Source organism: Thioclava sp. ES.031 (assembly GCF_002563775.1).
Classification (GTDB): Bacteria; Pseudomonadota; Alphaproteobacteria; order Rhodobacterales; family Rhodobacteraceae; genus Thioclava.
In genome coordinates this window covers 48198-68076 of record NZ_PDJO01000001.1, presented here as the reverse complement: position 1 = coordinate 68076, position 19879 = coordinate 48198, and the positions used below count along the sequence as shown (strand labels likewise).

Annotated in this window: 21 protein-coding genes; 1 reads left to right on the top strand and 20 read right to left on the bottom strand. The window is 63.7% G+C overall.

Going from position 1 to position 19879, the window contains the following annotated elements; genetic code table 11:
• The first annotated feature begins 2 nt into the window (after positions 1-2).
• Positions 3-1394, top strand: coding sequence for a nodulation protein NodH (locus tag AXZ77_RS00345; RefSeq protein WP_098409578.1), 1392 nt, complete (start codon positions 3-5; stop codon positions 1392-1394).
• Positions 1395-1461: 67 nt separating this feature from the next.
• Here the strand turns inward: AXZ77_RS00345 and AXZ77_RS00340 are convergent, their stop codons facing one another.
• From AXZ77_RS00340 to AXZ77_RS00245, 20 genes are all read right to left on the bottom strand, one after another.
• Positions 1462-1926 carry a PTS sugar transporter subunit IIA gene (locus AXZ77_RS00340; protein WP_078541561.1) on the bottom strand — a complete coding sequence of 155 codons (465 nt, stop codon included), beginning with the start codon at positions 1924-1926 and terminating at the stop codon, positions 1462-1464.
• Positions 1927-1959: 33 nt separating this feature from the next.
• Positions 1960-2535 carry a ribosome-associated translation inhibitor RaiA gene (gene raiA / locus AXZ77_RS00335; protein WP_098409576.1) on the bottom strand — a complete coding sequence of 192 codons (576 nt, stop codon included), beginning with the start codon at positions 2533-2535 and terminating at the stop codon, positions 1960-1962.
• 295 nt (positions 2536-2830) lie between these two features.
• Positions 2831-3607 carry an LPS export ABC transporter ATP-binding protein gene (gene lptB / locus AXZ77_RS00330; protein WP_078541560.1) on the bottom strand — a complete coding sequence of 259 codons (777 nt, stop codon included), beginning with the start codon at positions 3605-3607 and terminating at the stop codon, positions 2831-2833.
• A complete protein-coding gene (gene lptA, locus AXZ77_RS00325; RefSeq protein ID WP_255266375.1) occupies positions 3607-4098 on the bottom strand; it encodes a lipopolysaccharide transport periplasmic protein LptA in 492 nt (163 codons plus the stop codon). Before lptA ends, lptB begins: the two co-directional genes overlap by 1 nt.
• An 8-nt stretch (positions 4099-4106) precedes the next feature.
• Positions 4107-4709, bottom strand: coding sequence for an LPS export ABC transporter periplasmic protein LptC (lptC, locus tag AXZ77_RS00320; protein ID WP_141536196.1), 603 nt, complete (start codon positions 4707-4709; stop codon positions 4107-4109).
• Entirely contained in the window at positions 4709-5665 is a 957-nt protein-coding gene (locus AXZ77_RS00315) for an SIS domain-containing protein (protein WP_098409572.1), read from the bottom strand. The genes lptC and AXZ77_RS00315 overlap by 1 nt, the downstream gene beginning before the upstream one ends.
• Entirely contained in the window at positions 5646-6260 is a 615-nt protein-coding gene (locus tag AXZ77_RS00310) for a ribonuclease D (RefSeq protein ID WP_078522186.1), read from the bottom strand. The genes AXZ77_RS00315 and AXZ77_RS00310 overlap by 20 nt, the downstream gene beginning before the upstream one ends.
• A 105-nt stretch (positions 6261-6365) precedes the next feature.
• A complete protein-coding gene (locus AXZ77_RS00305; RefSeq protein WP_098409570.1) occupies positions 6366-7007 on the bottom strand; it encodes a DedA family protein in 642 nt (213 codons plus the stop codon).
• A gap of 75 nt (positions 7008-7082) precedes the next feature.
• Positions 7083-7826, bottom strand: coding sequence for a hypothetical protein (locus AXZ77_RS00300; protein ID WP_098409568.1), 744 nt, complete (start codon positions 7824-7826; stop codon positions 7083-7085).
• A 110-nt stretch (positions 7827-7936) separates the two neighbouring features.
• On the bottom strand, positions 7937-8995 hold the full coding sequence (locus AXZ77_RS00295; protein ID WP_098409566.1) for an ABC transporter ATP-binding protein: 1059 nt from the start codon (positions 8993-8995) through the stop codon (positions 7937-7939).
• A gap of 3 nt (positions 8996-8998) precedes the next feature.
• Entirely contained in the window at positions 8999-9787 is a 789-nt protein-coding gene (locus AXZ77_RS00290; RefSeq protein ID WP_098409564.1) for an ABC transporter permease, read from the bottom strand.
• Complete coding sequence (locus tag AXZ77_RS00285) at positions 9784-10638, bottom strand: ABC transporter permease subunit (RefSeq protein WP_078522181.1); 855 nt, start codon at positions 10636-10638, stop codon at positions 9784-9786. Before AXZ77_RS00285 ends, AXZ77_RS00290 begins: the two co-directional genes overlap by 4 nt.
• A gap of 77 nt (positions 10639-10715) precedes the next feature.
• Positions 10716-11822 (bottom strand): ABC transporter substrate-binding protein, encoded by a 1107-nt coding sequence (locus AXZ77_RS00280; RefSeq protein ID WP_078541552.1) that lies wholly within the window; start codon positions 11820-11822, stop codon positions 10716-10718.
• A gap of 240 nt (positions 11823-12062) precedes the next feature.
• Complete coding sequence (locus tag AXZ77_RS00275) at positions 12063-13217, bottom strand: iron-containing alcohol dehydrogenase (protein WP_098409562.1); 1155 nt, start codon at positions 13215-13217, stop codon at positions 12063-12065.
• Positions 13214-14602 (bottom strand): aldehyde dehydrogenase family protein, encoded by a 1389-nt coding sequence (locus tag AXZ77_RS00270; protein WP_098412382.1) that lies wholly within the window; start codon positions 14600-14602, stop codon positions 13214-13216. The genes AXZ77_RS00275 and AXZ77_RS00270 overlap by 4 nt, the downstream gene beginning before the upstream one ends.
• Before the next feature lie 44 nt (positions 14603-14646).
• Positions 14647-16011 (bottom strand): glutamine synthetase family protein, encoded by a 1365-nt coding sequence (locus AXZ77_RS00265; protein WP_098409560.1) that lies wholly within the window; start codon positions 16009-16011, stop codon positions 14647-14649.
• A 110-nt stretch (positions 16012-16121) separates the two neighbouring features.
• A complete protein-coding gene (locus AXZ77_RS00260; RefSeq protein WP_098409558.1) occupies positions 16122-17159 on the bottom strand; it encodes a TRAP transporter substrate-binding protein in 1038 nt (345 codons plus the stop codon).
• Positions 17160-17204: 45 nt separating this feature from the next.
• Positions 17205-18530, bottom strand: coding sequence for a TRAP transporter large permease subunit (locus AXZ77_RS00255; RefSeq protein ID WP_078522176.1), 1326 nt, complete (start codon positions 18528-18530; stop codon positions 17205-17207).
• The gene (locus AXZ77_RS00250; RefSeq protein ID WP_098409556.1) at positions 18530-19036 is read right to left on the bottom strand and encodes a TRAP transporter small permease subunit; all 507 of its coding nucleotides are present in this window, start codon (positions 19034-19036) and stop codon (positions 18530-18532) included. Before AXZ77_RS00250 ends, AXZ77_RS00255 begins: the two co-directional genes overlap by 1 nt.
• Positions 19036-19806, bottom strand: a complete 771-nt coding sequence (locus AXZ77_RS00245; RefSeq protein ID WP_098409554.1) for an N-formylglutamate amidohydrolase — start codon at positions 19804-19806, stop codon at positions 19036-19038. Before AXZ77_RS00245 ends, AXZ77_RS00250 begins: the two co-directional genes overlap by 1 nt.
• Between the last annotated feature and the right edge of the window lie 73 nt (positions 19807-19879).

Below are 19879 nucleotides of genomic sequence, written 5' to 3'. Positions count from 1 at the left end.
ACATGCCCAAATTTGACAGTTTCGTCGTTTTCGCCGAGATGCGCACCGGCTCCAACCTGCTGGAAGCCGCGCTGAACGATCTGGACGGCGTGACCTGCCACGGCGAGGCGTTCAATCCGGCGCTGATCGGCTATCCGAACCGCAAGGAGCTGGTGGGCGTCACCAAGGCGCAGCGCGATGACGATCCGCTGGCGCTGTGGGGCGCGATCAAATCGCAGGACGGGCTGAACGGCTGCCGCTATTTCCACGATCACGACCCGCGGATGCTGGCCGTGTTCGTAAACGATCCGAAATGCGCGAAGATCGTGCTGACCCGCAACCCGATCGAGAGCTATGTCAGCCTGATGATCGCGCGCGCCACGGGCCAGTGGAAGCTGGGCGATGCGAAGCACCGCAAGGCCACGAAGGCGCGTTTCGACGCGGAGGAGTTCGAGGCCCATCTGGAAGGGCTGCAGGACTTTCAGGTGACGCTGCAAAACGCGCTGCAACGCTCGGGGCAGACGGCCTTCTATATCGATTACGAGGATGCGCAGTCGGTCGAGGTGCTCAACGGTCTGGCGAATTGGTTGGGCGTCGCGGGGCGGCTCGACAAGCTGCCCGAGACCCTGAAGGTGCAGAACCCCGAGCCGCTGGAGGCGAAGGTCGCGAATTTCCCGGGGATGGAGGCGTCGCTGGCGCGGCTCGACCGGTTCAACCTGTCGAAAACCCCGAATTTCGAGCCCCGGCGCGGTCCCGGCGTCCCCGGTTTCATCGCGAGCCAGGCGGGGCTGCTTTATATGCCGCTCCGGCCCGCGATGGATGCGCCGATCCGCGACTGGCTGGCGACGACCGGCGAACTGGTCGAAGGGTTCAGCCAGAAGACCCTGCGCCAGTGGAAACGCCGCCATCCCGGCCATCGCAGCTTCACCGTGCTGCGCCACCCGCTGATGCGCGCGCATCTCGCGTTCAATGCGGTGCTCAACTGGGACAATATGGACGAGACCCGCGCCGTCCTGCGTCAAAGCTACAAGCTGCCGATCCCGAAGGAGGGGCAGAGCATCGCGCCCGCCGATTATGCCGAGGCGCTGATCGCCTTCTTGGGCTGGCTCAAATCCAATCTCGCGAACCAGACGAGCCTGCCGGTGAACACGCTCTGGGCGACGCAATCGGCGGCGCTTCAGGGGATCGGCCAATTCGCCCTGCCCGACCTTCTGGTGCGCGAGGAGCGGATGGCGGAGGACTTCGCCTATCTCGCCAGCATGGCCGGGGTGGAGGCCCCTGCCTTCGCGCCCGGCGAGACCGACACCGCCTCGATCAAGCTCGCCGATATCTGGACGCCCGACCTCGAGGCCGCCGCGCGCGAGACCTATACGCGTGACATGATGCAGTTCGGCTTCGGCAACTGGCGCGACTGAGCCTGTGCCATGAAAAAAGCGCGCCGGGCGAACCGACGCGCTTTTTCGATTTTCATTCGAGACCGGTTCAGGCCGCCTGACGGCTCTGCGCCTCCGTCAGCACTGCGTGCAGCGTCGACGGATCGGTATTCGCCCGCAGCTTCTCGCAGGTTTCCGGATCGCGCATCGTGCGCGACACGAGGGCCAGCGCCTTGAGATGCTCGACCCCGGAATCCTTCGGCGCGAAGAGCGCGAAGACCAGATCGACCGGCAGCCGGTCCACCGCGTCGAAATCGAGCGGCTTTTCCAGACGCAGGAAGACACCCACGACTTCGCTCAGCCCCTCGAGCCGCGCATGCGGAAGCGCAACGCCGTGGCCGACACCGGTCGGCCCGAGGCTTTCACGCTCCTGCAGCGCATCGACAGTCTCCGCGGCGTCGATCTTGTAGCACGCCGCCGCGATGTCACCGAGATCCTGAAACAGGCGTTTCTTGCTCGTGACATTCGACAGCACTTTGACCGCGCCAGGCACGAGAAGTTTAGATAGGTCCATGAACTCGTCTACTCCGCGCCCGTTCCGGGCCGCTCATTTGCTGTTGCGCGGGTCGATCCAGCCGACATTGCCGTCTTCACGCCGATGAACGACGTTGACCCCGCCATGTTTCTCGTTGCGGAAGACGAGTAGCGACGCATCAGACAGCTCCATCTGCATGACCGCTTCACCGACCGAGAGAGTGGGAACCTTGGTTTCCATCTCGGCTACGATCATCGGAGCGCCTTCACGCGTCTCGCCGGTATCGTCATCCTCTTCCGAGGCGAGCACATACAGACCTGCGGCTTCGAATTCAACTGGTTCGGCACGGTCGCGGTGATGATCTTTCAATCTGCGCTTGTGACGCCGCAGCTGCTTGTCCATCTTTTCGCGCGCCGCATCGAAGGCCGCATAGATTTCCGTGGCATGGCCCTTGGCCGAGGCGGTGAGCCCGGTGGACAGGTGCACCGTCGCCTCGCAGATAAACTCATGCGCATCGCGCGAGAAGGTGATCTGCGCGTCGGTGGGACGCTGCATGTATTTCTCGGCGACCTCGCCCAGCTCCGACTTCACATGAGATTGCAGGGCCTCTCCGACATCGATTTGTTTGCCGGTGATTTGGTAACGCATGGATTTCCTCCTTCACGCATTGGGCCAGTGACCCCAGCCTCCTCGGCAGGGGTTTCGGGCCGGTTAATCTCTTGGAAAGTCGCGTTGAGTCTGAATTCGCCCGGGCCCTCTTTCGGGGACCTTCCGCGCGCCGGACCCCTCTCGGGGGCCGCAAGCGCGCCCGGGGAGTGGGGGCGAACATTACGCATCTCTTATGTATTTGGGGATGGATCGCGGGGGGTGTCAACGGGTCTCCCTCGCTGCGGTGCAAAACTGCCGCTGGAGAGAGGTGCGGTCGGCGTCCCTTCGATCACGATCAGAGGATGCGGAAATGCTGGCCGAGATAGACCCGGCGGACGTTTTCGTCCTGCACAACCTCTTCCGCGGTGCCCGACATCAGCACCGTCCCGTCGTGCAGAATATAGGCGCGATCTACGATCTCGAGCGTTTCGCGCACATTGTGATCGGTGATCAAAACGCCGATACCGCGATCCTTGAGCTGCGCGACGAGCGCGCGAATCTCCGACACCGCGATCGGATCGACGCCCGCAAAGGGTTCATCCAGCAGCAGATATTTCGGATCGGCGGCCAGACAGCGCGCGATTTCGCAGCGTCTACGCTCGCCGCCCGACAGCGCCAGCGCGGGTGCCTGGCGCAAATGGCCGATCGAGAAATCGCCCAGCAGTTCTTCCAGACGCTCGCGGCGGGTATGGGGATCTGATTCCGCCACCTCCAGCACCGCCATGATGTTGTCTTCGACCGAAAGCCCGCGGAAAATCGAGGCTTCCTGCGGCAGATAACCGATCCCGAGCCGGGCGCGGCGATACATCGGCAGCCCCGTCACATCGCGCCCGTCGATCAGAACCTCACCCGCATCGGGGCGGATCAGACCGGCGATATTGTAAAAACAGGTAGTTTTCCCCGAACCGTTCGGCCCCAGAAGCGCCACGACCTCGCCACGCGACAGGTCGAGCGAGACGTCGCGAATCACGGGGCGGCGCTTGTAGCTCTTGCGCAGCCCCCGGACCTGCAAACCGCCTTGGCCCGCGACCGGGGCCAGCCCGGCGTCGCTTTTGACGGCATCCTCGGCCATCACTTGCTCCCGGCGGGCTTCAGAAGCGTGCGCACACGCCCGTCCATCGTGCCGGCGCCGGTGCTCAGATCGACGTTGAGCTTGTTGCCGGACATCACGTTGTCGCCTTGGGTCAGCAGCACCTTGCCGGTCATCACGACGGTGCCCGCCTTCACGTCGTAGACGGCTTCGTCGGCCTCGGCCGCCTCGGTCGGCGACACCAGCGTGACGCCACCCGTCGCGTGCAGCTTCGTGATCTCGGTGCGTTTGTCGCTGGCGTAGAACACCTCAAGCTCGGCGGCTTTCATGTGCATGTCGCCCTGCGTGACCTCCACATTGCCGGAGAACACCGCCTGACCGCTTTCCTGATTGACGTTGAGCGAGTCGGCCGTGACTTCGACCGGAGCGGTCTTGTCGGCGCGCAGCCCGCCGAAATCGACGCTTTGCGCCATCACGAGAACCGGGAACGAAACCGCCATCGCACAGGCGGTGAAGAAACGCGCTCGAAACATCCACACCCTCATTGTTGCGGCTGATATACCAGCTTCACACCCTGTTTGAAAACAAGATCGTGACTGCTGCCATCCGCCGTCGGGACCATCTGCATATAGCCCGCATCGAGCGTTCCGAAAGGGGACGTTCCATGGATCGGGCCGGGCGAGGTCAGGATACTGCTATCGGTCTGCAACTCGACCTTGTCGGAGTTCACCCGGTAGCCGTCGGAGGTCTGCATCGCGACCTTGCCAATCAGATCGATCCGGTTCGAATTGGGCTGGAATAGACCCTTATTCGCGTTCAGATCGGTGACATGGCCATCGGGCGCGGTCAGCTTCGCCGCGACCTGATCGGCACTCGCGCCCTGATCCTGCTGGGGCTGGGTTCGGGCCTGCGCGGCGGTCACCGACAGCGTCGCACCGGTATCGGTCACGCCGGAATATTCGGGCCGGGTGACCGCATTTTCGCGCGCGAGCTTCTCGACATCGACCTTGGCATAGGGAATCGCGGCGCTCGGATCGATCCGGCGCGAGACGAGAAAGATCGTCGACAACAGCGCCAGCGCGAGCAGCGGCAGGACGATCTTCGCCCAGTTCACCAGTCGCGTATGGCTGTTGTCATACATCATCAGACGATCCCGGCCCTCAGGCAGTCATGGATCTGCAGGAAGCCCACGGGCTTTTCATCTTCGACCACGAAAAGCGCGGTGATCTTGCGCTCGTTCATCTGCGCCACGGCGGCCTCGGCCAGTTGCCCGGGCGCAATGGTGCGCGGATTGGCGGTCATCACCTCCGAGACCTTATGCTCCAGCAGACCCTGCATATGACGCCGCAAATCGCCGTCGGTGACGATCCCGGTCAGGCGGCCCGCCTCGTCGGTGACGCCGACCACGCCGAAACCCTTCTGGCTCATCATCAAGAGCGCATCGGGCATCGGCGTGTCTTCCGCCACCAGCGGCATATCGCGATGCATCAGGTCAGAGACTTTCGACAGGCGCGCACCCAGCTTGCCGCCCGGATGGAAGGTGCGGAAATGCTCGGCGGTGAATTCGCGATGCTCCATCAAAGCGACGGCCAACGCATCGCCCAGCGCGAGCGTCATCGTCGTCGAGGTGGTGGGCACCACGCCCGTCCCGCAGGCTTCCTCGGCCTTGGGCAGCACCAGCGCCAGATCGGCCTGCCGCAGCAGGGTCGAGTCCGGGCGGCTCGCGACGCCGATCAGCGGAATCTGAAAGCGCCGCGTATGGGCGATCATATCGGCAAGCTCCGGCGTCTCCCCGGAATTCGACAGGACCAGCGCCAGATCGTGCCGGGTGACCATACCCAGATCGCCGTGGCTCGCCTCCGCCGGATGCACGAAATGCGCAGGTGTCCCGGTCGAGGCCAGCGTCGCCGCGATCTTGCGCCCGATATGGCCCGATTTTCCCATGCCGGAGACGATCACGCGCCCCTCGGTCTTTAGGATCATCGCCACCGCGCGCGAGAACTCGCCATCGAGGCTCGCCGCCAAGGCTTCCAGCCCGGCGACCTCGATGCCGATCACGCGACGGGCGATGTCGGAATAATCAGTGGTGGAAGATGTCATTGGGTTCATCCCAGCCCAGCAGATCGAGCTTCGCACGCGTCGGCAGGAAATCGAAACAGGCCTGCGCCAGTCCGAGCCGGTTCTCGCGCTCCAGCCGTGCCACGAGTTCGGCTTTGATCTGATGCAGGTAGAGCACGTCCGAGGCCGCATATTCCATCTGCGCGTCGGTCAGCTCCGCCGCGCCCCAGTCCGAGCTTTGCTGCTGCTTGGAGATGTCGACGCCGACAAGCTCCTGCACCAGCACTTTCAGCCCGTGGCGATCGGTAAAGGTCCGCACCATTTTCGAGGCGATCTTGGTGCAGAAAACCGGCTTCGTCTCCACCCCGAACGCATTGTAGAGCGCGGCCACGTCGAAGCGCGCGAAGTGGAACAGCTTCTCCACCGACGGATCGGCCAGCATGCGGCACAGGTTCGGCGCTTCGGTCTGACCTTGGGCGATCTTCACCAGATGCGCGTCGCCATCGCCCGCCGAAAGCTGCACGAGGCAGAGCCGGTCGCGGCGCGGGTCGAGGCCCATCGTCTCGGAGTCGATGGCCACGACGGGACCGAGATCGAGCCCGTCGGGAAGGTCGTTTTGATGCAGGTGGATTGCCACGGCGTGTCCTTCTTTAACGTCTTGCCGGGCATATAAGCCTTTTGCCGCGTTCTTGCCAACGCGAGATGGCAAAACCCGGCTTAGGTGTCGCTCGCGCGCGGAAGTTCAGCTCTCGTGCGCGGGCGTGGCGCCGCTGGGGTCGTCGGTCTCTCTCAGCGGCTTCCAGGTGATCACCCGATAGGCGTAGAGCAGGACGAGCACCACGATCACGCCGGTCGAGACCGGGTTCACCCAGCTTGCGACTTCGCTGTACTGCTTTCCGAGCAGATAGCCCGCGACGGTCAGCAATGCGGTCCAGAGCGCGCTGCCCAGCGTGGTGTATGCGAGGAACGGGACAAACGGCATCCGCGCCATGCCCGCCGGCACCGAGATCAACGTGCGGACGCCGGGAAGCATGCGTCCGAAGAACACGCCCACCCAGCCGTGTTTGTCGAACCATTTCTTGGTCCGGGTAATGTCGCGCGGGGTGATGCCGATCCAGCGGCCATGGCGGCTCGACAGGTGGCACAGGCGCTTGATCCCGATCTTGAGGCCGATCCAGTACCAAAGGAGCGCGCCCAGCACCGAACCGATGGTGCCCGCGACGATCAGCCCAGTCAGCGAGAATTTCCCCTGCGCCGCCATATAGCCCGCGAGTGGCATGATCAGCTCGGACGGAATCGGCGGAAACACGTTCTCCAGCAGCATCAGCCCCGCGATGCCGAAATAGCCGAAGGACGCGATGACGCCGGTGATCCAGTTGAACATGATGTCTCCTTTGGCGCCTGAAGCCGGAACGGCGCGCCGTGTTCGGTTATATCGGACGACAGGTCTCGCAAAGCCTCATCCGGCGGCCTCGTGCGGAGCGTCAGTCTGGCGATCCTTTTCGCTTTGTCTCTGGCGGTGTCGCAGCTGTTGCAGCTCTGCGCCACGCTCGCGGCGTTGGCCGTCTTCGCTGGTCAGGAAAGCGCGCGCTTCGTGCTCCAGCATTTCCTTCAGCCGCGACGCCAATTCGCGACGTTTGCGGAAACTGCGCAGTTGCACCGTCGATGAGGTCTGCGGCAAGAAGCGCTGGTGCTCGCCGGCGTGATAGACATCGAGACAGAGCCGCCCGGCGGTCAGGATATTGTCGCGACTTCCCTCTGCCAGAACGGTGAAAACCACCGTTTCCACCCGTTTCGCGTCTTCGGGAAGGTCCGAGAATTCCAATGCGACGTCCACAAGATCGGAGATGCGGCCGAGATCGCGATATTCCGCGGTTTTCAGCGGGCCCTTGATCGACTCGTTGGGGCTGGACTCCGCGAATGGGGCAAACCCGCCGGAATCGCTGGCGATCGAATGATAGGTTTTCCCGTCGATCACGAGATCGGCCAGAAGGGCTTTCACGAAAATCGGCTCGGCGCCCATATTGCCCAGCATCAGGTGCCCGCGCTCATGGCCGCCCGCGACCCGGGTGAGCAGCAGTTTCGAGCGACGCTCCCGCCGGAAATTCTGCAGCAGAAGTTGCAGATAGATAATCCAGACGAGCGCGGTGACGATCTGCACCGCGATACTCACCACCTGATTATGATCGACGAGCCACTCCATTTTCATCCTTCTGCATCGGTCGCAAGTTGCGTTCTATCGGCAACGCGGCAGAAGCGACTCCGGGTCCGAAAACCCGGAAAAAAGAGGGGCGCAGGCGTGTTTTCTCGTCGTCAGTCGGCCAGAACCAGCAGATCGCTGCTTGCGACGCTGACCTCGGCCTCGGTGCCGACCTTGGGCGGCGGATTGCCGGGGCGGTTGAACGTGTCGAGCGCGATAAGCTGCCCTTCCACTTCCATTCTCACCCGCAGGATCGAGCCGAGGAAATGCGTCTCGACGATCCGCCCGGTGAACACCGTGTCATTGCCCTCGCGGCGGCCCAGCGCCAGAACTTCGGGCCGCGCAGCCAGCGTGACTGGAGCGCCTTGGCCCGCGGTGACCGGCTCGGACAGGATCACCTCGGTATTGCCGACGCGCAGAGCGCCGCGCGCCGGATCGGCCACTTCGGCCTCGAGCGCGTTCAGCGTGCCGACGAATTGCGCGACGAAACGGGTCTTCGGCTGGTTGTAGATCTCGAAGGGCGCACCGATCTGCTCGGCCACACCGCCATTCATCACCACCACCCGATCCGAGATCGACAGCGCCTCTTCCTGATCGTGGGTTACGAAGATCGTGGTGATGCCCAGACGGCGCTGAATGTCGCGGATTTCCTCGCGCAAGGAGACGCGGATCTTCGCGTCAAGCGCGGAAAGCGGCTCGTCGAGCAGCAGCACGCGCGGCTGGATCGCGAGCGCGCGGGCCAGCGCCACACGCTGCTGTTGCCCGCCCGACAGCTGGAACGGATAGCGATTGCCCAGATCGGGCAGGCCGATCAGCTCCAGCATCTCGGCCACACGGGCCTTGATCTCGGCGCGCGGACGTTTCGCCACGCGCATCCCGAAGCCCACGTTCTGCGCGACGGTCAGGTTGGGAAACAGCGCATAGGCCTGGAACACCATGCCGATATTGCGCTGGTTCGCCCCCAGATGCGTCACGTCCTGCCCACCGATGCGGATCGCGCCGCCCGAGGGGCTCTCGAAGCCCGCCACCATCCGCAGCACGGTCGTCTTGCCGCAGCCCGACGGGCCGAGCAGCGAGATAAATTCGCCCTCTTCGATGGAGAGGTTGAAATCCTTCACCACGCGGTTCGCGCCGAAGGATTTTTCCAGATGTTCGATCTCGAGAGAGGCCATGGGTTACCGCTTTGCGTTCGTATGTTTGGAAAACCGGGTGACGAGTTGGATCAGCCCCATGCAGATCCAGGTGATCGAGAAGGCGATCACCGCAAGCGCGGCGGGCTCGTAAGCCTTATTCGCGCCGGTCAGCTGCATGTAGGGGCCGAATGCCGGCCGGTTGAGGAGCGAGGCGAGGACGAACTCGCCGATGACGATGGCGAAGGTGATGAAGGCGCCCGAGAGCACCGCGACCAGCACGTTCGGCAGGATGACGCGGGCGAGGATCGTGCTCCACCCGGCGCCGAGGCTTTGCGCGGCTTCGGTCAGCGTGCCGACATCGATCGTGCGCAGCCCGGTATCGACCGCGCGATACATGTAAGGCAGCGAGAGCGTGGCGTAGCCCAGCATCAGCAGGAGGTTGGTGCCCGTCGTCGTGCCGGTCATCGGCAGGATCGACGAGGTGTTGTAGAGCCGGATATAGCCGAAGACGATCACGATCGGCGGAATCACCAGCGGCAGGAGCGTGATGAACTCCACCACCGGGCGCCAATGCGGCAGCTTGAGACGCACCCAATAGGCCGTCGGCACCACGATCAGCGCGCCCACGAGGATCGTGAAGATCGCCATCACGACGGAGTAGCTGAAGGTCTCGCGGAATTGCGGATCGGCCAGCACCGAGCGGTAAGCGTCGAGCGAATAGACCCCGCGCCGCGCGCGCAGCGAGAATTCCAGCGTACCGAGCAACGGCAGCGCGAAATAGAGCGCGCCGAAAGCCAGCGCGAGCCAGGACCAGAGTTTCTTGGATTTCATCGCATCCACCTTTCGGAGCGTACGCGGAGCCAGACATAGGCGAGGTTGGCGAGGCCGGTGATGACGATCATCCCGAAGGCCAGCGCGTAGCCCAAATGCGGGTCCTGCAGCACATCGCCGCGGATTTGCGCGTAAAGCATGATCGGCACGATCGACATCGACGAGCCGGTGAGCGCATAGGCCGTCGCCACCGCGCCGAAGCTGTTGGCGAACAGCAGCGCCAGCGTGCCCAGCAGCGACGGCCAGAGGATCGGCAGCGCGACGATGCGCCAATATTGGAAGCCGGTCGCGCCGAGGATGCTCGCCGCCTCTTTCCATTCGCGCTTCAGACCGTCCAGCGCGGGGGTGATGATCAGAACCATCAGCGGGATCTGGAAGAACAGATAGGTGATCGTCAGACCGAAGAAGCTGAGCAGGTTGAAGCCATGCGTGTAGATGTTGAAGCCGAACCACGACTTCAGCAGCACGGTCACGAGACCCAGACGCCCCAGTGTCGCGAGGAAGGCAAAGGCCAGCGGCACGCCTGCGAAGTTCGAGGCCACGCCGGAGAAGGTCATCACCGGGCCGCGCAGCCAGTTCGGCAGGCCGCCCAGCGTGACGGCGGCAGCCAGCGCGAAGCCGATCAGGCAGCCTACAAGCGCAGTGGCGAGGCTGATCTTGATCGAGATCCAGTAGCTCGCGAGGATCGTCGGTTGAAACAGGTTCACGAGGTTCGACAGCGTGAAGCCCCCGTCACTCGTCCTAAACGCGCCCACCACGATATACATCGTCGGTGCGATCAGGAACAAAAGCGCGAAGAGCGTGAAGGGAACCATCCCCACCCAAGTCAGCGGCAGCTTGCGGCTTTGCATCGGGCCTCGCCTTACAGAATTTCTAATAAAGTCGCCCCGCGCGATCAGGCGCGGGGCGTGTGTTTATGCGGGTTCGGTTACTGGACGTTCGCGCCGACGACGCTATCCCAGCCGCCGGTCACGACTTCCTTGTTCGCAGCCTGCGCGTCGAGCGACGGGAAGACCGCCTTGGCGTAGCCCTCGGCGGGCGGCATCGCGTCGAGCATCTTCTGCGGAACCTTGCCGTTGGCCGACAGGTCGTTGAAGCGGATCGGGTGGCAATAGCCTTCCAGCCAGCCGAGCTGACCTTCGTCCGAATAGAGGTATTCCATCCAGAGTTTGGCTGCGTTCGGGTGCGGCGCATAGGCCGAGATCGCCTGAACGTAGACACCGGCGACAACGCCCGATTTCGGCACGACGACGTCGACCGGCGGGTTGCCGTTCAGCGTGTCGCGACCGGCCAGAGCGTTATAGTCCCACTCGACGACGATCGGGGTCGCGCCCTGTGCCAGCGTCCCGGTCTTGCCGATGACGGGCACGAAGTTGCCGTTCTTGTTCATCTCGGCGAAGTATTTCAGGCCGGCTTCACCCGAGGCTTTGCCCGGCTCGCCGCCTGCTGCGACGCCCGCGGCCAGAACGCCGAGGATCGCCTGGTTCGAGGCGCGCGGATCGCCCGCGAGAGCCACCGAGTTCGCGTATTCCGGCTTGAGCAGGTCCGACCAGTCCTGCGGCACATTGTCGACGATGTCCTTGTTCACCGCGAACGACAGCACGCCGTAATAGTCGCCATACCAGTAGCCTTCAGCATCCTTGGCGCTGTCCGGGATCGTGTCCCAGGTCGAGACCTTGTAGGGCTGGATCAGCCCCTCGTCCTTGGCCGCCGGGCCGAAGGAAAGGCCCACGTCGATCACGTCGGGCGCCTGCGGACCCTTGTTGTCCTTGTTGGCGCGGATCGCTTCGAGTTCGTCAGCCGAGCCCGCATCGGGGTTCAGTTCGTTCACGGTGATCCCGGGATACTTCTTCTTGAAGCCGTCGATCACGCCCGCGTAGTTGCACCACGAATGCGGCAGCGCGATCGTGGTCAGGCTGCCTTCTTCTTTCGCAGCAGCGTAGAGGTCATCCATGCTGTCGGCGAAGCTGACGCCGGTGCTGGCAGCAAGGGCCATGGCGCTGGCCGCTGCAAGATAACGGAACTTGAAGGTCATTTTCAGGTCTCTCCCCGTTGATGGAGGGCGGTGCCGCCTCATGCGGTCCTGTCTCCCCCGAGCTAATGTCTTTCGACGGTTGTGCCGTCCGGTTGGCTCCGGCATCGGCGACCCTTTATGCGGGCGTTGTAACAGATTTTTGGCAGTACAGATGTTGAAGCAAAATTCCTCATCAACACTAGTTACAGACGCGTGATCCGCGCCGACGAGCGAGGGCCGCAGCCCCCGCTCGCGCCGATATCAAAGGCACGCCTCGAAAAGCGCGCGGGTATTCTCGGCCGTCATCTCGACCGGGTTGCCGCCACAGGACGGATCTTCCAGCGCCATCGCGACGAGCATGTCGAGATCTTCGCGCTTCACGCCCATCTCGGTCAGGTTCGCCGGGATGGACAATTCGGTGCGCAGGCTTTCGATCCGGGCCTTGAAGCCCTCGAAGCCGCCCGCGATGCCCAGATAAGCCGCCGCGCGGTTGATCCGCTCCTCGATGGCGGCGCGGTTGAAGTCGAGCACCATCGGCATCACGCAGGCATTGGTCGTGCCGTGATGGGTGCCGTAGACCGCGCCGACCGGATGGCTCAGCGAGTGGATCGCGCCGAGGCCCTTCTGGAACGCCACCGCGCCCATCGCCGCCGCCGACATCATGTTGGCGCGCGCCTCCAGATCGTCCGGCGTCGTATAGGCGCGCGGCAGGTTCTCGAACACGAGCCGCATCCCTTCGAGTGCGATGCCCTGGCTCATCGGGTGGTAATGCGGGCTGCAGAACGCCTCGAGGCAATGCGCCAGCGCGTCCATCCCGGTGCCCGCCGTGATGAAGGGCGGCATACCGACCGTCAGCTCCGGATCGCAGATCGTGATCGCGGGCATCAGGTTGGGGTGGAAGATGATCTTCTTCTTATGGGTCTCGGAATTGGTGAGAACGCCCGCGCGGCCCACTTCCGAGCCGGTCCCGGCGGTCGTCGGCACCGCGATGATCGGCGCGATGGCATCACCATTGGCGCGCGTCCACCAGTCGCCGATATCCTCCAGATCCCAGACGCTCAGCGAAGCGTCCTGCCCTGCCATCAGCGCGATCATCTTGCCCAGATCGAGCGCGGAGCCGCCGCCGAAGCAGATCACGCCGTCATGGCCGCCCGCTTTGAAGACCTCGATCCCGGCGGCCATGTTGCCCTCGTTCGGGTTCGGATCGACCTCGGAGAAGACAGCGCGGCCAAGGCCCGCCGCGTCCAGCACGTCGAGCGCCCCGGCGGTGATCGGCAGCGCGGCCAGCGCCTTGTCGGTCACCAGAAGCGGCTTCGCGATACCCACGGATTTGCAGTGATCGGCCAGTTCCGAAATCCGGCCGGGGCCGAATTTGATCGTGGTCGGATAGGACCAGTTTGCGGTGGGGGCAGTCATTTCGTCACCTTCTTGAGATGGTAGGATTTCGGACGCGTCAGCGCGTGATAGCCCAGCACCGAAAGCGAGCCGCCACGGCCCGTTTCCTTGCAGCCGGTCCAGCACAGCGCCGGGTCGAGATAGTCACAGCGGTTCATGAAGACGGTGCCGGTCTGCAGCCGCTTGCCCATCGCCTCGGCGCGGGCGGGATCGGCGGTCCAGATCGAACAGGTCAGCCCGTAATCGCAATCGTTCATCGCGGCGATCGCTTCCTCGTCATCCTTCACCGGCATGATGCCGACGACGGGACCGAAGCTTTCCTCGCGCATCACGCGCATCTCGTGGTTCACGTCGACGAGGATCTGCGGCGCGAGATAGGCGCCACCATCGTCTGCCGGGAACAGCTCGGGGTCGAGCAACGGCTTCGCGCCATCGGTGATCGCATCCTCGATCTGGCCACGCACCACTTCGGCGAAACGCTTGTTCGCCATCGGGCCCAGCGTCGTTTCCGGCTCGAACGGATTGCCGAGGGTCAGCTTGCTCGCCCAAGCGGCGGCCTTTTCCACGAAGGCGTCGTAGAGGCTGGCATGGACGTAGATCCGCTCGATCCCGCAGCAGCACTGGCCCGCGTTGAACAGCGCGCCATCCATCAGCCCGTCGACCGCCGCGTCCAGATCGGCATCCGCCGCGACATAGCCCGGATCCTTGCCGCCCAGTTCGAGGCCCAGCCCGGTGAAGGTGCCTGCCAGCGCGCGCTCCACCGCGCGGCCGCCACCGACCGAGCCGGTGAAGTTGACGAAATCGAACGCCTTCGCGCCCATCAGCTCTTCCGACACCTCATGCGTCAGGTAGACGTTCTGGAACACGTCCTGCGGCACGCCCGCCGCGTGGAAGGCTTCGGCGATGCGCTCGCCCACCAGCATGGTCTGCGTCGCGTGCTTCAACATCACCGTGTTGCCCGCGATCAGGGCCGGGACCAGCGAGTTGATCACCGTCATATAGGGGTAGTTCCACGGCGCGATGATGAAGACGACGCCGACCGGCTCGCGCGCGATCTGGCGCAGGAAGCTGTCGCTCTGCTCGACCACCATCGGGGCCAGCGCCTCTTCGGCGATCGAGGCCATGTAGCCCGCGCGCTCGTTCATGCCGCCGAATTCGCCGCCATAGCGGGTCGGGCGGCCCATCTGCCACGCGAGCTCCTCGATCACGAGATCCTTCATCTCGTTGAGCTTGGCGATGCCCGCCTCGACGAGCGCGATACGCTCGGACAGCGGGCGCTCGGCCCATGCGGGCTGCGCGGCGCGAAGGCCTGCTGCCAGTGCCTGCGCGTCGGAGGCGCTCAGCGCGTCGCGTTCGGCATAGACCTGCCCGTCGACGGGCGAGATACATTTCAGGGTCTTGGTCATCATGTCTCCTTGCGGGGTGTAGGGCCCCGCGGGTCTGTCAAAACTCAGGCGCGTTCGAAACCGCGCATCCGCTCCCAGTCGGTCACAACTCGGTTCTGTTCTTCGATTTCCCAGCGGGCGGCGCGCACGTAATGGGCCATCACGTCCTCGCCGAAGGCGGATTTGAGCATGTCCGAACCTTCCAGAGCGCCCAGCGCCTCGGTCAGCGATTTCGGCACCTCGGTCACTTCGCCCGCCTTGTAGATGTCGCCCGCGGCTTCCGGGCCCGGGTCCATCTCGCCCTCGATCCCGGCGAGCCCCGCCGCGAGAAGCGACGCGCAGGCGAGATAGGGGTTCAGGTCGGCCCCGCCGATGCGGCATTCGACGCGGATGGATTTCGTGCCCTCGCCGCAGATGCGGAAGCCCGCCGTGCGGTTGTCCAAAGACCAGACCGCTTTCGTCGGCGCGAAAAGCCCCTCGCAGAAGCGCTTGTAGCTGTTGGTATAGGGCGCGAGGAAATAGGTGATCTCACGCGCATGGGTCAGCTGACCGGCGAGGAACTGGTGCATCAGTTCGGACATGCCATTCGGCGCGTCCTTGTCGAAGAAGGCAGGTTTGCCGCCCTTCCAGAGCGACTGGTGCACATGGCTCGACGAGCCCGCCTTGTCAGTGTGGTATTTCGCCATGAAGGTCGCCGAGAGCCCGTGGGACTGCGCGACTTCCTTGGCGCATTGCTTGACCAGCACATGCATGTCGGCGGTCTGAAGCCCGCCCGCATATTTCACGTTCAGCTCTTCCTGACCGCATTCGGCCTCGCCCTTGGAGCATTCGACCGGCACGCCCGCCGCATAAAGCGCGTTGCGCATCGCCCGCATCGCCGGTTCGGCGCGCGAATTGCCCATCAGCGAATAGTCGACATTGTAGCGCGCGACCGGGGTCGGATCGGGATAGCCCGCGTCGAAAAGCTGCGGATAGCTTTCCTCGAACAGGAAGAATTCCAGCTCGGTCGCCATCATCACTTCAAAGCCCATGTCCTTGGCGCGCTTGAGCTGCGATTTCAGCATCTGGCGCGGCGAATGGGGGATCGGCTCGTGGCTGTGATGATCGAGCAGATCGCAGATCACCAGCGCCGTGCCCGGAACCCACGGGATCAGCCGCAGCGTCTCCATGTCGGGCTTCATCACGTAATCGCCGTAGCCGCGCTCCCAGCTGGACGCGTCATAGCCCGGCACGGTGACCATCTCCATGTCGGTCGCCAGCAGGTAGTTGCAGCAATGGGTCTCTTCCCATGCGCTGTCGATGAAATGCGCCGCGTGGAACCGCTTGCCCTGAAGCCGTCCCTGCATATCCACAAGGGCTGCGATGACCGTATCGACCTCGCCTGCATTGACCGATTTCTTGAGCGCGTCGAACGATAATTTGCGCGACATGAGTTCCTCCGGGATCAAGATCACCGCGCGAGATTGCCGCGCGGTGCGGGGCCCCACAAGAGGGCAAATGTTGCGTCGTAGGGGCAGCGTTTCCGCCGCCCCCGCTTTGCTTAGCCGCAGCGATAGGGCGGGCCTGCCTTCGCCATCGTCGCGTTGTATTTCTTGAAGATGTCGACGACCTTGGCCTTCAATTCGCTCTCGGCCGCGATCTCGTCCCAGAACTTGTGGGCGGCGTCTTCGACCTTCTGCCACTCGGCGTCCGGAATGGTCGTCAGCTCCATCTCGGTGCCTTCGACGCGCAGCTTCGCCTCGCCCGACCAGTACCAGTACTGGCGGTGGTAATGCGATTGGTCGAAGCAGGTCTTCATCAGCGTCTTCAGACGGTCCGGCACTTCGTTCCAGCGATCCATGTTGGCGAAGAAGTGGCCGATCCACGCGCCCGAGATGTTGTTGGTCAGGAAATAGGGCGCGTTCTTGCCCCAGCCCGAGGTGTAATCCTCGGTGATGCCCGACCATGCGACGCCGTCCAGCTCGCCGGTCTGCAGCGCGACTTCCACGTCTTCCCACGGGATCGTCACCGGCACGACGCCGAATTGCGCGAGGAAGCGCCCGGCGGTCGGGAAGGTGAAGACCCGCTTGCCGTTGAGATCATCGAGCGACTTCACCGGCTCTTTCATGGCGAAGTTGCACGGATCCCACGAGCCCGCCGAGATGTGCTTCACGCCGACGGCCGAATACTGCTCGTCCCAGATCTCGTTGAGACCCCATTCGTTGAACAGCGTCGGCACGTCGAGCGAGTAGCGCAGACCGAAGGGGAAATAGCCGCCGAAGACGGTGACTTCGGTGGGCGAGGCCATCGAGTCATCGTCGGATTGCACGGCGTCGATCGTGCCCGACTGCATTGCGCGGAACAGCTCGGAGGTCGGCACCAGCTGGTCGGCGTAGTAAAGTTCGATCTCCATCTCGCCATCGGCGATTTCGTTGAAGGTCTTGATGCAATTGTCCACGACCTGTTCGGCCAGCGCGGGGCCGGCATAGGTCTGCATACGCCACTTGATCGGTGTGGTCTGCGCGACGGCCGGGGCCGCAAGGCCCGCCGCAGCCGCACCCACCGCACCGGTGGTGAGGAACTGTCTTCTTGTCGTCATCACTCTCTCTCCTTGTTGGTTGATCCCGGTTTTTCCGGGTTATGGTTATCTTCCAAGCACCGCATGCGGCAGCCAGAGCGCCAGCTGCGGAAAGATCATCACGAGAATTAGCGTCAGAACCATTACGCCCACGAAGGGGATCACCGAGGCGTAGATCACCGGCAGGGTGAAATCCTTCGGCGCCATCGCCTTCATCAGGAACAGATTATAACCGAAGGGGGGTGTCAGATAGGCAACCTGACAGGTGATGGTATAAAGGACACCATACCAGATCATGTCGAAGCCCAGATGCCGGGCGAGCGAGACATAGACCGGGGCCACGATCACCAGCATCGCCGTGTCGTCGAGGAACATCCCCATCACGAGGAAGCTCAGTTGCATCAGGATCAGGATCTGCCACGGGCCGAGGCCGAGGCTGTCGGTGAAGAAATCCTCAATCGCGCGGCCCGCGCCCAGACCGTCGAACACGGCCCCGAAGGACAGCGCCGCGGTGATGATCAGCATGAACATCACAGTGATCTTGAGCGTGTTCTCGGTCGCGACCTGAAACACTTGCCAGGTGAAACGCCGCTTGATCGCCGCCGCGAAGACAGCCGCCAGCGCGCCGATCACCGAGGCTTCGGTCAGGCTCGCCCAGCCTTTGAGAAAAGGCACCATCATCGCAACGAAGATGAAGACCGGCATCAGGCCCGCGCGCAGCAGGCGCAGCTTCTCGCGCATGGTGATCGCGGCGCGCTCTTCCGCATCCATCGGCGGTGCAAGGTCCGGGTTCAGTTTGCAGCGGATCACGATATAGGCGACGAAAAGCGTGGCCATCAGCAGCCCCGGCACCGCGCCCGCCAGCCAGAGTTCCGACACCGGCTGCCGCGCGATCAGCGAGAACAGCACCAGCACGACCGAAGGCGGGATCAGGATGCCCAAGGACGACCCGGCCTGAATCACCCCCGAGATCATCAGCTTGTCGTAGTTCCGGCGCAGCAGTTCCGGCAGCGCGATCGTTGCCCCGATCGCCATGCCAGCGACCGACAGCCCGTTCATCACCGAGATCATCACCATCAGCATGATCGTCCCGATGGCGAGCCCCCCAGGTAAGGGCCCGAACCAGACGTGGAACATGCGATAGAGGTCTTCGGCCAGACGGCTCTCGGACATCACGTAGCCCATGTAGACGAACATCGGCAGCGTCAGCAGCGGCGTCCATTTCATCAGCTTCATCACCGAGCCGAAGCCCATCTGCGTGCCGCCCGGCCCCCAGAGCCAGAACGCCGCGACGACCGCGACGAAGCCGATCGCGCCGAAGACGCGCTGACCGGTCAGCATCATCAGCAGCATCGTCGAGAACATCAAAAGGGCGATGGTATTGTGATCCATCAGATTTCCTCTCCGCGAATAGTCGCGACATCGCGGATCAGAAGCGCCACGGCCTGCAGGAACAGAAGCGCGAAGCCCGAGGTGATGATGACCTTGATCGGCCACAGCACCGGGCGCCACGCGGTCGGGTTCCGCTCGTTATATTCGAAGGAATAGACCGTGGAATCGAAGGCCGAGTAGACCATGATCCCGAGGTAGAACATCAGCGCGAAAACGGTGAAGGCATCCCACCAGGCCTGCCCTTTCGGCGACCAGCGGGAATACAGCAGGTCCATCCGCACGTTCGTGTCGCCCTGCAGCGTCCACGGCGCGCCGAGCATGTAATAGGCAACCAGCGTGAACTGCGCCATTTCGAGCGTCCAGAGCGCGGGAATCTCGAAGATCTTCGTCACCGAAGAGAACAGCATGATCGCCATCATCACGTAGAGCAGATACATCGCCACTTTGCCCAAGCGGCGGTTGAACGCTTCGATCAGGCGGACATAGGCGACACTCCAGCGCGGCATCAGGCGGCCTCCCCGTTATTTGCGGTGATCTGCGACAGCGCGGCTTGCAGCACCGGGGCAAGCGTCGCGGCCATCGCCTCTTGCGCGGCGGGATCGGCGATCAGATCGTTGCGCAGCTCCAGCATGACATTCGGCAGCCCCATCGGCGTGGCGTGCAGCGCGAGCGTATGACAGACGCCATCCGCGCCGGAGTAAGGTTCGTTAAGACGCGCATCGAGCTGGGTCACACGGCGGGCTTCATCGAGGACCGCCTCGGCCAGGCTCGGATCGGAATCGTGAATCACGCCGAGCTCGACCGCGCGCGGCTTGCCGAACCAGATCGGCGTGAAGGAATGCACGGTGATCAGCGTCGTCGGCCTGCCGCGTGCCAACCGCTCGGCGATGAGACCGCGCAGCGCGGCGTGGAACGGCAGGTAAAGCGCCTCGGTGCGGGCGCTGCGATCCTCGGGCGAAAGCTCCGCATTGCCGGGAATGTCGTGAATCTCGGAGGTCACGGGCATTGCGCCCGGATGATGCGGCGGGCGGTTGAGATCGTAGATCAAGCGCGACTGGCGGGCCGCGACCAGCGGCGCGTGCAGTTTTGCCGCCAGACCGCGCGCAAGGCCCAGCGCGCCGGGATCCCAAGCGATATGCGCCTCGCGCTGATCGGGGGTCAGACCCAGATCGCCCCAAGGCGCCGGAAAAACATTCGACGCATGTTCGCAGACCAGAACGACCTCACCCGGTCGATCCGCGCCTTCGATTTCCACCGCTACATGCGCGCTGTTCAAATCGGTCCCTCTCTGTTGAGCGGCGCGATTCTACGTCGCGTCCTGCGGTCAGGCTCGCTCCGCCATGTCGCAT

Coding starts and splice junctions, on each gene's coding strand:
- AXZ77_RS00345 (WP_098409578.1), top strand. CDS start 3: ATGCCCAAATTTGACAGTTTCGTCGTTTTCGCCGAGATGCGCACCGGC.
- AXZ77_RS00340 (WP_078541561.1), bottom strand. CDS start 1,926: ATGGACCTATCTAAACTTCTCGTGCCTGGCGCGGTCAAAGTGCTGTCG.
- raiA (WP_098409576.1), bottom strand. CDS start 2,535: ATGCGTTACCAAATCACCGGCAAACAAATCGATGTCGGAGAGGCCCTG.
- lptB (WP_078541560.1), bottom strand. CDS start 3,607: ATGGCCGAGGATGCCGTCAAAAGCGACGCCGGGCTGGCCCCGGTCGCG.
- lptA (WP_255266375.1), bottom strand. CDS start 4,098: ATGTTTCGAGCGCGTTTCTTCACCGCCTGTGCGATGGCGGTTTCGTTC.
- lptC (WP_141536196.1), bottom strand. CDS start 4,709: ATGATGTATGACAACAGCCATACGCGACTGGTGAACTGGGCGAAGATC.
- AXZ77_RS00315 (WP_098409572.1), bottom strand. CDS start 5,665: ATGACATCTTCCACCACTGATTATTCCGACATCGCCCGTCGCGTGATC.
- AXZ77_RS00305 (WP_098409570.1), bottom strand. CDS start 7,007: ATGTTCAACTGGATCACCGGCGTCATCGCGTCCTTCGGCTATTTCGGC.
- AXZ77_RS00300 (WP_098409568.1), bottom strand. CDS start 7,826: ATGGAGTGGCTCGTCGATCATAATCAGGTGGTGAGTATCGCGGTGCAG.
- AXZ77_RS00295 (WP_098409566.1), bottom strand. CDS start 8,995: ATGGCCTCTCTCGAGATCGAACATCTGGAAAAATCCTTCGGCGCGAAC.
- AXZ77_RS00290 (WP_098409564.1), bottom strand. CDS start 9,787: ATGAAATCCAAGAAACTCTGGTCCTGGCTCGCGCTGGCTTTCGGCGCG.
- AXZ77_RS00285 (WP_078522181.1), bottom strand. CDS start 10,638: ATGCAAAGCCGCAAGCTGCCGCTGACTTGGGTGGGGATGGTTCCCTTC.
- AXZ77_RS00280 (WP_078541552.1), bottom strand. CDS start 11,822: ATGACCTTCAAGTTCCGTTATCTTGCAGCGGCCAGCGCCATGGCCCTT.
- AXZ77_RS00275 (WP_098409562.1), bottom strand. CDS start 13,217: ATGACTGCCCCCACCGCAAACTGGTCCTATCCGACCACGATCAAATTC.
- AXZ77_RS00270 (WP_098412382.1), bottom strand. CDS start 14,602: ATGACCAAGACCCTGAAATGTATCTCGCCCGTCGACGGGCAGGTCTAT.
- AXZ77_RS00265 (WP_098409560.1), bottom strand. CDS start 16,011: ATGTCGCGCAAATTATCGTTCGACGCGCTCAAGAAATCGGTCAATGCA.
- AXZ77_RS00260 (WP_098409558.1), bottom strand. CDS start 17,159: ATGACGACAAGAAGACAGTTCCTCACCACCGGTGCGGTGGGTGCGGCT.
- AXZ77_RS00255 (WP_078522176.1), bottom strand. CDS start 18,530: ATGGATCACAATACCATCGCCCTTTTGATGTTCTCGACGATGCTGCTG.
- AXZ77_RS00250 (WP_098409556.1), bottom strand. CDS start 19,036: ATGCCGCGCTGGAGTGTCGCCTATGTCCGCCTGATCGAAGCGTTCAAC.